Origin of the sequence: Actinomadura syzygii, from assembly GCF_008085905.1 — a bacterium.
GTDB lineage: Bacteria > Actinomycetota > Actinomycetes > Streptosporangiales > Streptosporangiaceae > Spirillospora > Spirillospora syzygii.
In genome coordinates, this window is record NZ_VSFF01000001.1 from 719,183 (window position 1) to 732,721 (window position 13,539).

Genomic DNA, 13,539 nt, shown 5'->3' on the forward strand with positions numbered 1-13,539 from the left:
CTCACGTGCAGCCCTCGAACTGGGGGACGCTCGTGTTCAGCTTGAGGCCCGACTCGCCGAACCACTTGTTCAGCAGGCGCTGCGCGGTGCCGTCCTGGTACATGGCGGTGATCGCGCGGTTGACGACCTCGCAGCCCTTCAGGTCGCCCTTCTTGAGGCCGACGCCGTACTTCTCGTCGGTGAACGGGGCGTTGATCATCCGCCCGGACCGGCCCGCCGCGAACCCGGCGAGGATCAGGTCGTCGGTCGAGACGGCGTCCAGCCGGCCCGCGGCGAGGGCGTCCATGCAGGCGCCGTAGGTGTTCACGGTGACGGGCTTCGCGGCGACCTTGCGCTCCTCGATGACGCGGCGCCAGGAGTTGGAGCCGGTCACCTCGCAGATCCGCTTGTCCTTCAGGTCGCGGACGTTCTTGATCGAGGGGGCGTCGGCGCGGACGAACGTGTCCTGGTGCGCGACGTAGTACGGGCCCGCGAAGGTGACCATCATCTTGCGCTTGGCGGTGATCGAGTACGTCGCGACGACCAGGTCGACGGTCCCGTCGGCGAGGACCTTCTCGCGGACGGACGAGTTCGTCGTCCTGAACGTGATCCGGCTCGCCGGGACGCCGAGCCGCGCCGCGATGTAGGTGGCGACGTCGACGTCGAAGCCCTCGTACGTCCCGTCGGGGCGTTTCACGCCGAGCGCGGGCTGGTCGGCCTTGACGCCGATGACCAGGGAGTCCTTGTCCGCGACGCTCTCCTCCTCGGAGCCGCCGAGGCCGCAGGCCGCCAGCGCGGCGAGCGCCGCGGCGACGGCCAGCGACGCGGCGGCCGCGCGGAACGTTCGTTGATCGGCACGCATGTCTCGTCCCCCTCAGCGGAACTCGGCCAGCCGGCGCCGGACGCCGAGGAAGATCAGCACGGCGAGCACGGCGGCGCTCGCCGCGGGGACGGCGTTCCAGCCGCGCAGCCCGCCGTCCGCGTCCTCGATCGCCGTGTCGAAGGCGTCCTGGTGGACGGCGGTCAGCGAGCTGAGCGCCGCGTCGTAGGCCGCGAAGTCGCGGATCGAGTTCGACGTGCGGCCCATCCGCCAGTCGACCGCCCCGCTCCGGTTCCCGGCCGAGGCGAGCCGCCGCATCTGCACGTCGTTGCGCTGGACGTTCCGGTACGCGGTCAGCGTTTTCAGCAGCGCGTCGGCCTCGCGCCCGTGCTCGACCGCGCGGGCCTCGTCCCCGAGGAAGCCGAGGAACGGGACGCTCCCCTGCCCCGCCTTGTACGAGCCGAGCCGCTGGTCGAGGCCGGCGGAGTAGTTCTCCAGGTTCACGGGCTTGTCGCCGATGTCGGGATAGATCACCGACAGGGACTTGTCGAGGTAGGTCTGCTCGTAGGTGTCGGCGCGTCCGGGGTCGAGGAGGTAGCGGCTCTCGTCGGCGAACGCGCTGTGGCTGATCGCGCGAGCCCTCGACAGCTGGAGGATGGAGTCGAAGCCGTCCTCCTTCGCCTTCCTGATGTGCCCGGCCTGCGCGGTCAGCAGCCCCGCGCCGACCGCGGTGAGGGCGAGCGCGCCGAGCGTCGCGAGGACCAGCGCCGGGCTGAGGACGCGGCGGAACGTCCGCGCGAGGTAGAGCTGCGTCGCGACGAGCAGCAGCAGGACGATCAGCCCCGTCACGGCGACCCAGGTGCGTCCGGACAGCACCGCCGAGCGCTTCGTCTCGTACGCCTGCCGGACGTGGGCGCCGCTGTCCAGCGTGATGTTGTACGCCTTCGGCAGGAGCTGGAGCTTCATCAGGTCGGTCGCGTCGCGGTAGGCGTTCACGACGTCCGGCGGCAGCTCGCCCGGCGCGTGCCCGGACTGCTCGTTCAGCTTCATCGCCGCGCCGACGAGCCGCTCGTAGCTGCCGAGGCCGTCCAGCACCTCCTGGACGGTGCGGCGCAGCGCCGGGTCGCGGCCGGCGAGCTGCGCGGCCTGCACCGCCGCCGCGTCGGCCTCCGCGCGGCGCCGCTCGTACACCCGCAGCGACTCGGCGTAGCCGATGCCGAGGTTGTGGTCGCGTCCGATGAGCAGGATGTTGGCGACCTGCGCGTCCATGTCGCTGAGCGCGAAGTACAGGGTGCCGGTCGCGACGACCTGCGGGCCCGCGTCGTGCCCGATCGTCTGGACGGAGTCGCGGGCGTTCCCGATCGCCACGGTCAGCACGGCGAGCAGCGCGACGATCGCGATCAGGCACAGCGCGACGTGGGTGCCGATGCGGCCGGGGATCGTCCGGAGCCAGCGGCCGCGGACGAACGTCGTCAGGCGTCCGGCGCGGCGCGGGGCGCGCTCGGCGGGCGGCCGGGACGGCGGCTCGGCGGCGGGCGGCGGCGCCGGGGGACGGGACGCGGGCGGGCCCGGCCTGACCGGCGAACCCTGGGGGGGAGTCAGCGTCATGGCGGGCCTTCCTGCAAGAACAGCGTGATGGTCGTCCAGGCCCCCACGTGGATGCGGTCGCCGTCGGACACCGGGACCGGCACGTTCACGCCGATCGGGTCCGCCGCGTCGTTGAGCGTCGTGCCGTTCGTCGAACCGGGGTCGACCAGGCTCCAGGCGCCGTCCGGCCGGGCGAGCAGGACGGCGTGCAGGTGCGAGACGCCGGGGTCCTCGGGGGGAGCGCTCAGGTCGATCTCCGGGAGGAGCGCGCGGGACGTGCTGCGCCGCCCGATCCGGACCTGGTCGCCGATCAGCGGGACGCGCCGCTCCGGGCAGTACGGCGGGAACGCCAGCCCCGCCGCGTCCGGGCCCATCTGCGCGACGACCGTGTCGAAGTAGGCGCGGTCGGCCGCGATCAGCGCGGACGGGCCGGACGGCGCCGGCGGGGGTGGGCCCTGCTGGCGGGCCTGCGCGGCCGGGCGCGGCCGGACGGCCTGCGCCGCCGCCAGCTGGACGGTGTGCAGCGCGCCCTTCTCGAAGTCGTAGCCGTCGGCCTCGCAGAAGCGTCCCGAGCGCGGGTTGCCGCAGTGCGGGCAGGTCGGCGCCGGCGCGGGGTCCGGCGCGGGCGCGGGCGTGGGCTCGCCGAAACGGGCGCGTGGCGCGCCGTCCATGAGGTCGCCGCACACGTCGCAGTAGTCGTCGGCCTCGGACGTGTGCCCGCTCGGGCAGACCGGCATGGTCCTCAGCCTCCTCCCCCCACGTCGTCCTGGCGAGTCCGGACCGTGCGGACCGACCGGGTGTCGAGCGACATCTCGTCCGCCTTCGCCACCTCGCGTTTCAGCCGCACCGTGCCGCGTGCCGGGTCGACCACGTCCACGACCTTGTCGAGCAGGTCGGAGATCTGCTCGTTGCCGACCTCGCGGGCGAGCACGACGGCGCGGCCGAGGCGGGCGGTCGCGGTGTCCTCGTCGCCCTCGCGGCGCGCCTCCAGGCCCTGCCGGATCGCGTCGGCCAGCTCGGACTGGCCTGTGTGGTGCGCGACCCGTCCGTTGATGCGGGTGGACATGGCCTCGTCGTCCGTCCACTCGGCGAGGACGTTCCCGGACGCCAGAACCGTGTCGCCCGCGAGCAGCTTCACCCAGGCGGCGCGCATCTGCCGTCCGATGTCGCCGGGCTCCACCTCGACGCACAGGTGGTACTCGCGGGCCTCGTCGCCCCACGCGCCGAGGGGGTAGTCGCCGGTCTGCGTCCCGGACTCGACCCGGCGGTCGGTCAGGTCCTCCACGGCGGGGACCATCTGCTTGACGAACCGGAGCCGCGCCTGCCGGGGCGTCCACACGCGCAGCGCGACGCCCGCGACCTCCTTGCCCATCGCGGCCCTGGTCATGGCGAGGAAGTCGGCCTCCAGGTCGGCCGGGTCCGGGACGTCGAGGAACCCGCCCAGCAGCGCGGAGGAGATTTTGCGCAGCTCGGCGACGTCCCAGTCGGTGCCGACGCCGCGCGCGTCGCAGAGGAAGCGGCCCGAGCAGGCGCGGAGCGCGGCGTCCAGCTCGTCGGCGGTCTCGTGCTGGTTCTTGCCGTCGGTCAGCAGGATGGCGTGCTTGACGGCGTCGTCGTCGTTCCCGGTGAACAGCCGCTCGGCGAGGCGCAGCCAGGAGCCGATCGCCGTGCCGCCCGCGGCCTCCAGGCGTCCGACCGCGTTCACCGCGCCGCGCCGGGACGTCTCGCTCGCCTCGACGAGCCGCTCCGCCTGCGGGTAGACCATGCGCGGCTGGTTCGCGCCCGCGACCACGGCGAAGCGGACGCCGTCGCGCAGCACGTTCACGGCGGCGCGGGCGGCCCGCTTCGCCGCCGCCATCTTGCCCCGGTACGACATCGAGCCGGACGTGTCGATGATGATGATCTCGGCAGCCGGGGCGCGGCCCGTCTTCGGGCCGGCGCCGCCGGACGAGTGGGCCTCCACGGTCACGATGGCGTGCATCTCCCGCCCGCCCGCCGGGAGGTAGGGGTTCTGGTCCACGCGGACCGTGAACTGGGGGACTTCGCTCATCTGCCCGGCTCCCTGCTCGTCGGATAGGGGATCACCGCGACCGTGACGTTGTCGTGCCCGCCCGCGTCGAGCGCCGCCCGCAGCAGCCGCCGCGCCGCCCCCGCCGGGCCGTCCGCGCCTGCGGCGAAGGCGACGGCCGCGAGCGCGGACGGTTCCGGCAGGTGGTTCCACAGGCCGTCGCTGCACAGCATGACCAGGCCGGGGACGGCCGGGCGGAACGCCGTCACCCGCGCCTCGACCGCGCCCGCGTCGGCGCCGAGCCACGCCGTCAGGACGTGCGCCCGCCGGTCCGCCCACGCCGCCGCCTCGCTCAGCTCGCCGCTGTCGACCATCCGCGCGGCCCAGGAGTCGTCCCGCGTCAGCAGGGACGAGCCGCCGGGGGCCAGCCAGTAGGCGCGGCTGTCGCCGACCCAGCCGACCGTGACGCCCGCCCGGTCGACGACGGCGGAGACGAACGTGCAGGCGGGGGCCTCGTCCGGGTTCTGCGACGGGGCGAGGCTCGTGACGACCTCGGCGGCCCGCTCGGCGGCGGCGCGGGTGGCGTCCCGCGCGTCCACGCCGACGGAGACGCGCCCCGACAGGACGGCCGCCGCCGCGTCCGCCGCGCGCCTGGACGCCTCGTCCGAGCCGGGCGCCGTCGCGACCCCGTCGCACACCACGCCGCACGCCCCGGCGGGCAGCGCCGCCAGCGCGACGGCGTCCTCGTTGCGACGCCGCCTCAGCCCACGATCACTGACGGCCGCACCGAGGAACCCGAGGTCGATCTCGAAGTGGCCGCGTCCCTCGCGGGCCGACGACGGCCGCCGAAGCCCGCACTGCTCGCAGTACCCGTCCGCCCCGATGACCCCGCCCCCGCAGTCCGCGCACTCGGCGATGACAGGCAGATCAGCCCGAGTGTCCACCACCGCGGCCACAGGCCGCCCCGGCCGTGCCACCTGCCCAGGCGGGGCGGCGGGTGGGACGGGCGCCGGCGCGGTGGGCGCGGGGTGGGCCGCGTTCGGCCACGGTGGCGCGGGGCTGGTCGGGGCGGGGCTGGTCGGGGCGGGGTGCTCCGCGCGGGTTCGCGTTGGTGCGTCCGTGAGCGTCGGAGCGGGGCGGGTGGTGCGGGGGGCTCCCGGCTGGGCCTGGGGGTGGGGGGACGGTGGGGCGGGGCGGCCGCATTGCTCGCAGAAGCGGTCGTCGCGGCGGACGGGCTGGCCGCAGCCATGGCAGGGCCCGGCGTGGGTGTACTGGTCCGCGTCCATCGTCAGAACAGCGTCCTCGGGCGGACGGCGTTGGCGCGCTTGACCATCGCGTGCCTGTGTCCGGCGTCGTCGGCGAAGCGCGCGAGCGTGCGGTAGGTCGCCTCCAGCCGCACGCGGAGCGGGTCCTCGCGCATCTCGGTGCCGAGGATTTGGCTACGGAACCCGGCGGGCGTGGTGCGTCCGGTCAGGACGAAGGCGAGCGCGGCCTCCAGCACCTCCGCCTCGAACGCCGCCGCCCGCTCGATGCCGAGCCGGAGGGACGCGAGCCGCCGTCCCGCCTCGACCAGGGACGCGGCGTCCAGCTCCGTCGGCCCCCGGCCGCGCACGGCGGCGGCGACGGACGCGAGCTGCGCCGCCAGGTAGTTGCTCGAAATGCGCGGGACGGAGTCGAGCACGTGCTCGGCGGCCAGCCGGTCGCGGGCCGCCAGCCGGGCCCTGGCCAGCCCGAACGCGGCGCTCACATGGGTCGGGTCGGTGCGCCAGACCGTCTCGTAGAACCGTTCCGCGCGGGTCAGGTCGCCGAGCGTCTCGTGGCAGAACGCGAGCGCCAGCTTGGGTGCCTGCTCGCCGGGCGCGAGGTCGTACAGGTCGTTGAAGACGGCCGCCGCCTCCCGGCCGCGCCCGCCCGCGAGGGCGCGGACGCCGCGGTACCAGTCGACGCGCCAGTCGTCCGGGTCCTCGGCGGCGAGCTCTTCGAGGAGGCGGTGCGCGCCGTCCAGGTCGCCGAGCTCGATCCGGACCCGGACCAGCGCGACCCGCACCTCCCGGGACGCGACCGGCGCCGCGCTCAGCGCCGCCGCGAGGTCGCCCGGGTCGCGGGCGGTGAGCCCGGCGAGGAACGCGGCGGCCGGGTCGGACCCGTGGACCAGCGGGACGGGCAGCGCCGCCGCCGCTGCCGCCGGGGACAGCGGCACGAGGATCGGCGGGGCCGCGGCGCCGGGCCGCGCGCCGTCCGCGCCCAGGCCCTCGACGATCTCCGCGCCCGCGGTGTGCTGCTCCGGCCCGAACAGCGGGGACGGCGCGGGCCGCGGATGCCCGTCCTCGGCCGACAGCACCTCGCGCAGCACGCCCGTGAGCTGCTCCGCCATCTCCGCCGCGCTCTGGAACCGGCGGGCCGGGTCGGGATGCGTGGCGCGGCGCAGCAGCCGGTGGTAGGACTCGTGCCGCTGGAACAGCGGCACCTCCTCGCGGGGCGGCAGGCTGCGCAGGTGGCGTCCGGTGTAGCCGCGGAACGGGAAGCTGAGCACGGCGAGCGTCCGGCCGACCGTGTAGAGGTCGGACGTGACCGACGGGCCCTGCGAGCTGATCTCGGGGGCCTGGTAGCCGGGCGTGCCGAAGATCGGGCTGTCCACGTCGAACGCGCGGCGGACGCCGCCGAGGTCGATCAGCTTGAGCTGCTCCTCCGACTGGATCGCGTTGTCCGGCTTGAAGTCGCAGTACAGCAGGCCGACGCCGTGCAGGTAGCCGAGCGCGCTCAGCACTTCGAGGCCGTAGGCGATCACCTGGCCGAGCGGCAGCGCCGCCGTGTCGCCGTGGTCGCGGCGGACGCTCAGCAGGATGTCCTTGAGGGACCGTCCGCCGACGTACTCCATCACGATGTAGCCGGAGCCGCCGTGCTGCACGAAGTTGTAGATCTTGACGATGTTGGGGTGCTCGACCTCCGCCAGGAACGCCCGCTCGGCGGTGGACGCGGCCATCGCGTCGGCGTCCCCGAGGTCGAGCAGGCCCTTGAGGACGACCCACCGGTCGCTGACGTTGTGGTCGCGGGCCAGGTACACCCAGCCGAGCCCGCCGTGCGCGAGGCAGCCGAGCACCTCGTACTGCCCGCCGATCAGCTCGCCGTGGTGGAGCTTCGGCGTGAACGAGAACGGGTGCCCGCAGTTCGCGCAGAACCCCTCGGTGCGGCCCGGCCGCCCGTCCCGGCTGCGGCCGACCCTCTCGTCGCAGCTGCTGCAGAAGCGCCGGTTCTCCGGCACCTCCGGCTTCTCCATGACCGCCGACGCCGGGTCGCGGGCCGGGACCGGCGGGACGTCGACCAGCCCGGCGCCGAGCATCCCGCGCCGCCCGGACCCGCTGGAGCCGCTGGAGCTCCGGCTGCCGCCGCGCGACGCCGTCCGTCCGGAGCCGAGGCCCCGCGAGCCGCCTGAGGACGCCGCCGACCCGGCCGAGGCGACGCTCGGGCCGCTCCGTCCGCTGGAGCCGTCCGGGCTGCCGGACGGTTGCCTGGTCGTCGGCGGCGCCACCGGCGTCCGCGTCGTGACCGGAGCGGGCGTCACCGGCTGGACGGCGGGTCCGGCGGGCTGGGCAGACGCGGCGGAAGGGGCTGCCGGGGCCGCCGGGGTCGGTGGGGCCATGCCGCAGGTGTCGCAGAAGCCGTCCGGCTCGACCTCGCCGGTGCAGCCGGGCTGGGCGCATCGGTTCATCGCCGGGTCCCCGTCTCGCTCTCGCACGCCCGCAGCGCCCGCTGGAACTCGGCGAGCACCGTCGTCGCCCGCCGCAGGTCGCAGGGCGCCGTCCACAGCACGTCCCGCGCCTCCCCGTACAGCTCGGTGAGGTGCTCGTCCTCGACGACGCCGAGCCGGGCGGCCTTGGCCCGGTACGCCTCCAGGCGGCCGCGCAGCTCGCCGCGCCGGTCCAGCAGGCCCGCACTCAGACGCAGGTCTCCGCGCGCCCGTTCCAGCGCGTCGTCCGTCGCCCGCTCCAGCTCGGCGAACCGTCCGGCCATCTCGACCCAGCGGCCCGCCTCGCGCAGCCGCTCCAGCGCGGCGAGCCGGTCGCGGAGCCCGCGGCCGAGCCCGTGCGACGGCGCGGGCAGGTTCGGCGACTCGATCTTGCTGAGCGCGGTGCGGTGCGCCTCGTGCGCGCGCCGCTCCGTCGCCTCGATCTCCTCGATGGACGCGGTGACCCGCGCGACGAGCCCCTCGTAGTCGTCGCGCATGCGGGCGACCCCGGCCAGCTCGTCGCCGAGGGAGGTGAGGATCGTGCGGACGCGGTCGAGCCGGGTCGTGTCCGGGGCGCCGTTCCGGACGAGCGACAGCGGGTCGGTGCGGATGAGGCGGCCGAGCGCGGTCAGCTCGCGTCCGACCCGGTCCAGCTCGGGGTGGCGGGTGCCGTCCAGGGAGTGCGCGAGGCGGGCCGTGCCGCGCCAGCACTCCTCGGCCTTCTCCAGCGGGAGCAGCAGGGCCGTCCAGGCGGCGTCGGCGGCGGCGATCTCGCCGGCGACGAACGTGTACGCCTCCGACATCAGCGCGACCGCCTCCTCCAGCGTGACCCGGCGTTCGTGCGGGCCGAGGAGGGTGCGGTCCTGGAGGGGGATCTCGCCGTCGGGCAGCTCCACCGACAGCCCGGACAGCATCCCGGACAGCTCGACCAGCGTCGCCGCGTCCGGCCGCGGGTTCCGGTCGCGCAGCTCCCGGGCCGTTTCGAGGACGCGCTGGTAGGCGTCGAACAGCGCCCACAGGGACGTCATCCGCGTCTTCGCGTCGTCCCAGCGGCGCCACGTCTCGCCGGTCAGCCGGGCGCCCTCCAGCAGGCGGCTGCCCTCGTGGCCGTCGAGGTCGAGGAGGGAGGCGGAGATCCGGTCGCGTTCGGCGCGGAGCGTCCGCAGGGCATGGTCGACGCCCTCCCGGCTCATGGGCGCGGTGGGCCCGGCCCCGCTATGGTCCAACGTCAGCCCCGCGTTCGCTCTCCTACGGACCCCCTGAGCATGCCCGGTACGGCGGTCTGGGAGCACGGACCGGTCCACTATCGGGCGTACGCTCTCATACAAGTGTGATCCGTGACACCGAACCAGACAAGCACCATTCTGTACCGATGATCGCGGATCTCGATCTCATCGCGATCGAATGGCCGCGCCCGGCTCCCCGCCGCCCCGATTCGGACGGCCGACCGGCTGCCTGGGGCCGACCCGCGGCCGCTCCGGAGGCCGACCCGTACCCTGTGCTCCGGGAACCTCGTTTTCCGTGGTGACGTTACGACATTCGAGCACGTCTTTCGAGAGGAGTGGTGAGTCCGCGGTGTCGGACCCCAGTGATAGACCCGGTGCCCCATGCTGAGCGCGACGCTCGGAGTGCTCGCGGTGATCGTCCTCACCGCCGCCACCGGATACTTCGTCGCCCAGGAGTTCGCGTACGTCGCCGCCGACCGGGCGACGCTCGAACAGGCCGCCGCGCGGGGCGACACGTCCGCCCGGCGGGCCGTGAAGGTCATCGGACGCCTGTCGTTCATGCTGTCGGGCGCGCAGCTCGGCATCACGATGACGACGCTGGTCGTCGGGTTCATCGCCAAGCCCGCCCTCGCCGAGCTGATCCGTCCGCTGCTGGACGTCCTCGGCGTCCCCGAGGGCGCGACCGGGGCGATCGCGCTGGCCTCCGGGTTCGTGCTGGCCACGCTCATCCAGATGCTGCTGGGCGAGCTGTTCCCGAAGAACCTCGCGCTCGCGCGGGCCGAGGCGCTGGCCCGCGCGCTGGCCGCGTCCACCCTCTTCTACCTGACGGTCGCCGGGCCGGTGATCCGGCTGTTCGACCGCTCCGCCGAGCGGCTGCTGCGCGCGGTCGGCGTCGAGCCCGTCGAGGAGCTGCACGGCGGCGCGACGCTTGAGGAACTGGGCGACATCATCGGCAAGTCGCGCGGCTCGGGGCACCTGCCCGCCGACCTGTCCGGGCTGCTGGAGCGGGCCGTGTCCTTCGGCGACCTCCGCGCGGACGAGGTCATGGTGCCGCGCCCCCAGGTCCGGACCCTGCCGGGCACCGCGCCCGTCGCCGACCTCGTCGCGCTGATCCGCGAGACGGGGCACAGCGCCTACCCGGTGTACGGGCAGGAGGTCGACGACGTCGTCGGCGTCGCGGGCGTCCGCGAGGTGGCCGACGACGCGCTCGACCCGGCCACCCCGATCCGGACGGTCGCGCGGCCCGCGCTGTTCGTGCCCGGCAGCCAGCCGCTGTACGGGGTCATCGAGCGGATGCGCGACTCCGGCGAGGAGTTCGCCTGCGTCGTGGACGAGTACGGCGGCCTCGCCGGGATCCTCACCTTCGAGGACGTCGCCGAAGAGCTGGTCGGGGAGATCGCCGACGAGACCGACGAGCGCGAGGACGCCCCGACGTCCGGCCCGGACGGCTCGTGGCTCGTCGACGCGGGCATGCGCATCGACGAGGTCGCCCGGCTCACCGGGCTCGACCTCCCGGACGACGGCCCCTACGACACGCTCGGCGGCCTCGTCATGGCCGAGCTGCGACGCCTGCCGTCCGCCGGAGACCGCCTGACGGTCCAACCGGACGGCGGCCCGCCGGTCGAACTGGAGGTCGTCAGCGTGGCCCGACGGGTCGCCGAGAAGATCCGCATAATCCGAACCGTCCCCACCACCCAGCCCCCCGACCAGCCCCGAGCGTCCCGGCAGGCCGAAGAGGCCGGACAATCCGGGACGGCCGAGCGGGCAGGGGACGCCGCAGCGACCAAGCGGGCCGGAGAGACCGAGCAGTCCGGAGCTGCCGAACAGGCTGGAACGGCTGAGCGGGCCGGGGAAATCACGCCGGTCGAGGTGTACGAACAGGCTTCGGAATCCGCGAATCCCGCGAGACACGGGGAATCCGGAGAGTCCGCGGAGTCTGAGGAGGCGTCGTGGACCTCCTGACGCCACTCGTCATCACCGTGCTTCTGCTGGCCGGGAACGGCTTCTTCGTCGCGGCCGAGTTCGCCTTGGTCGCGGCCGGACGTCCGCAACTCGAACGTGCCGCCGCGAAGGGCAGCCGTCCGGCCGTCGCCGCGCTCGCCGGGGTCCGGGAGCTGTCGCTGATGCTCGCGGGCGCCCAGTTCGGCATCACGATGTGCTCGCTCGGCCTCGCGATCGTCACCGAGCCCGCGTTCGAGCACCTCCTCGAACCGCCGCTGCACGCGCTCGGCGTCCCGGAGACGGGGTCGAAGGCCATCGCGCTCGGCTGCGCGCTGGCCGTGATCACGTTCCTGCACATGGTCGTCGGGGAGATGGCGCCGAAGTCGTGGGCGATCGCGCATCCCGAGCGGTCGGCGGTGATCCTCGCGCTGCCGTTCCGGGCGTTCGCGAAGGTGTCCCGGCCGATCCTGGCGGCGCTGAACGCGGTCACCAACGCGCTGCTGCGCCTCATCCGCGTCACGCCGAAGGACGAGCTGGACGACCACACCGACCCGGCCCGGCTCAGCCACCTCGTCGGCGAATCCCGGCGGCTCGGCCTCATCGGGCGGCACGACCACGAGCTGCTGCGCCGGGCGATCTCCGCGCGGGAGGCCACGGTCGGACGGCTCGTCGTGCCCGCCACGTCCGTCACCACGATCGGCGCGGACGCGACCGCCGCGCAGATCCGGCGGACCGCCACCGCGAGCGGTCACAACCGCATGCTCGTCCGGGACGGGGACGGCTCCATGGCGGGGATCGTGCACGTCCGGGCCGCGATCACCGAGCCGGACGGACGGCGGCGCGCCGGGGAGCTGGCCCACCCGGCGCCCGTCCTGACGGCGGAGACGACCGTCCTGGACGCGGTCAGCCGCATGCGCCGCGCCCGCGCCCAGCTCGCCGTCGTCAACGACGCGGACGGCGAGTTCGCCGGGATCGTGACGCTGGACGACGTCCTCGCCGAGCTACTGGCCACGAACCCGCACTGACAAAGCCCCCGTACCTGCGATGACGCCGCAGGTGTCGAGGTGCTGCAACGCGATTTCAGGTTCATCGTGGACCTATGAGCACAGACGGCCACAGACACGATCTTGCTCACCGCCACGATCACGGACTTGGGCACGACCGTGGTCATGGCCACGGCCACGGTCACGAGCCCGGCCATGGGCATGGCTCCGGTCGGGGACGTGCGGGGTGGGCTGCGTGGCGGGGGCGGGTTGTTCATGCCGTTCGGCCGCATTCGCATGAGGCGGGCGACAAGGTCGACTCCGAGATGGAGGCGAGCGCGCAGGGGATGCGTGCCCTGTGGATCTCGCTCGCGGGCCTGGGCGCGACCACCGTCCTCCAGGCGGCGGTCGTGGCGTTCACCGGCTCGGTGGCGCTGCTCGGCGACACGCTGCACAACGCGGCGGACGCGCTGACGGCCGTCCCGCTCGGCATCGCGTTCGTCCTCGGACGGCGTCCCCCGACCCGCCGCTACACCTACGGGTACGGGCGCGCCGAAGACCTGGCGGGCGTGATGATCGTCCTCGCGATCGCGGTCTCGGCGGTCGCGGCCGGGTTCGCGGCCGTGGAGCGGCTCGTCCATCCACAGCCTGTGGACCACGTCGCCGCCGTGGCGGGCGCCGCGCTGGTCGGGTTCGCGGGCAACGAGCTGGTCGCCCGCTACCGCATCCGCGTCGGCCGCCGGATCGGCTCCGCCGCCCTCGTCGCGGACGGCCTGCACGCCCGCACGGACGGGTTCGCCTCGCTCGCCGTCCTGATCGGCGCGGGCGGCGTCGCGCTGGGCCTGCCCTGGGCGGACCCGGTCGTCGGGCTGCTGATCACCGTCGCGATCCTGGCCGTCCTGCGGCAGACGGCCCGCGAGGTGTGGCGCCGCCTCATGGACGCCGTCGACCCGGCCCTGGTCGACCGCGCCGAGGCCGCGCTGAGCGCCACGCCCGGCGTCCTCGGCGTGGGGGACGTCCGGCTCCGCTGGATCGGGCACCGCCTCCGCGCCGAGTGCGCCGTCGTCGTGGACCCGGGCTCGACCGTCGTCCACGCCCACCGGGTCGCCGTGGACGCGGAGCACAGCCTGCTGCACGCGCTGCCCCGGCTGTCCGGCGCCGTCGTCCACCCGGATCCCGAGGCCCGCGACGGTGAAGATCATCACGCGGTCCTGGCCGGGCATCGCCGATCCCGGGACGTGTGAGACGTTAGTCCGGCGAAGAAGGGG

Annotated in this window: 10 protein-coding genes; 3 read left to right on the plus strand and 7 right to left on the minus strand. The window is 74.6% G+C overall.

The annotated features are described in order from the left end of the window. Window position 1 precedes the first annotated feature (1 nt). The 7 genes from FXF65_RS03515 to FXF65_RS03550 form a co-directional block, all read right to left on the minus strand. Window positions 2-841 carry a glutamate ABC transporter substrate-binding protein gene (locus FXF65_RS03515; RefSeq protein ID WP_148348190.1) on the minus strand — a complete coding sequence of 280 codons (840 nt, stop codon included), beginning with the start codon at window positions 839-841 and terminating at the stop codon, window positions 2-4. Window positions 842-853: 12 nt separating this feature from the next. After that, the gene (locus tag FXF65_RS03520) at window positions 854-2,407 is read right to left on the minus strand and encodes a hypothetical protein (RefSeq protein WP_246198323.1); all 1,554 of its coding nucleotides are present in this window, start codon (window positions 2,405-2,407) and stop codon (window positions 854-856) included. Continuing rightward, a complete protein-coding gene (locus FXF65_RS03530) occupies window positions 2,404-3,123 on the minus strand; it encodes an FHA domain-containing protein (protein WP_148348191.1) in 720 nt (239 codons plus the stop codon). The genes FXF65_RS03520 and FXF65_RS03530 overlap by 4 nt, the downstream gene beginning before the upstream one ends. A 5-nt stretch (window positions 3,124-3,128) precedes the next feature. Further along, on the minus strand, window positions 3,129-4,436 hold the full coding sequence (locus FXF65_RS03535) for a vWA domain-containing protein (protein WP_148348192.1): 1,308 nt from the start codon (window positions 4,434-4,436) through the stop codon (window positions 3,129-3,131). Beyond that, on the minus strand, window positions 4,433-5,338 hold the full coding sequence (locus FXF65_RS03540; RefSeq protein ID WP_222868349.1) for a PP2C family protein-serine/threonine phosphatase: 906 nt from the start codon (window positions 5,336-5,338) through the stop codon (window positions 4,433-4,435). The genes FXF65_RS03535 and FXF65_RS03540 overlap by 4 nt, the downstream gene beginning before the upstream one ends. A gap of 344 nt (window positions 5,339-5,682) precedes the next feature. Continuing rightward, a complete protein-coding gene (locus FXF65_RS03545; protein ID WP_148348194.1) occupies window positions 5,683-8,103 on the minus strand; it encodes a serine/threonine-protein kinase in 2,421 nt (806 codons plus the stop codon). Continuing rightward, complete coding sequence (locus FXF65_RS03550) at window positions 8,100-9,314, minus strand: hypothetical protein (RefSeq protein ID WP_148348195.1); 1,215 nt, start codon at window positions 9,312-9,314, stop codon at window positions 8,100-8,102. Before FXF65_RS03550 ends, FXF65_RS03545 begins: the two co-directional genes overlap by 4 nt. A 414-nt stretch (window positions 9,315-9,728) precedes the next feature. On the opposite strand from FXF65_RS03550, the gene FXF65_RS03555 reads away from it, so the two are divergent. From FXF65_RS03555 to FXF65_RS03565, 3 genes are all read left to right on the plus strand, one after another. After that, window positions 9,729-11,309: a hemolysin family protein gene (locus FXF65_RS03555; RefSeq protein ID WP_148348196.1), complete on the plus strand. Its 1,581-nt coding sequence runs from the start codon at window positions 9,729-9,731 to the stop codon at window positions 11,307-11,309. Then, window positions 11,297-12,313: a hemolysin family protein gene (locus tag FXF65_RS03560; RefSeq protein ID WP_148348197.1), complete on the plus strand. Its 1,017-nt coding sequence runs from the start codon at window positions 11,297-11,299 to the stop codon at window positions 12,311-12,313. Before FXF65_RS03555 ends, FXF65_RS03560 begins: the two co-directional genes overlap by 13 nt. A gap of 284 nt (window positions 12,314-12,597) precedes the next feature. Next, the gene (locus FXF65_RS03565; protein ID WP_246198324.1) at window positions 12,598-13,515 is read left to right on the plus strand and encodes a cation diffusion facilitator family transporter; all 918 of its coding nucleotides are present in this window, start codon (window positions 12,598-12,600) and stop codon (window positions 13,513-13,515) included. Window positions 13,516-13,539 lie beyond the last annotated feature (24 nt).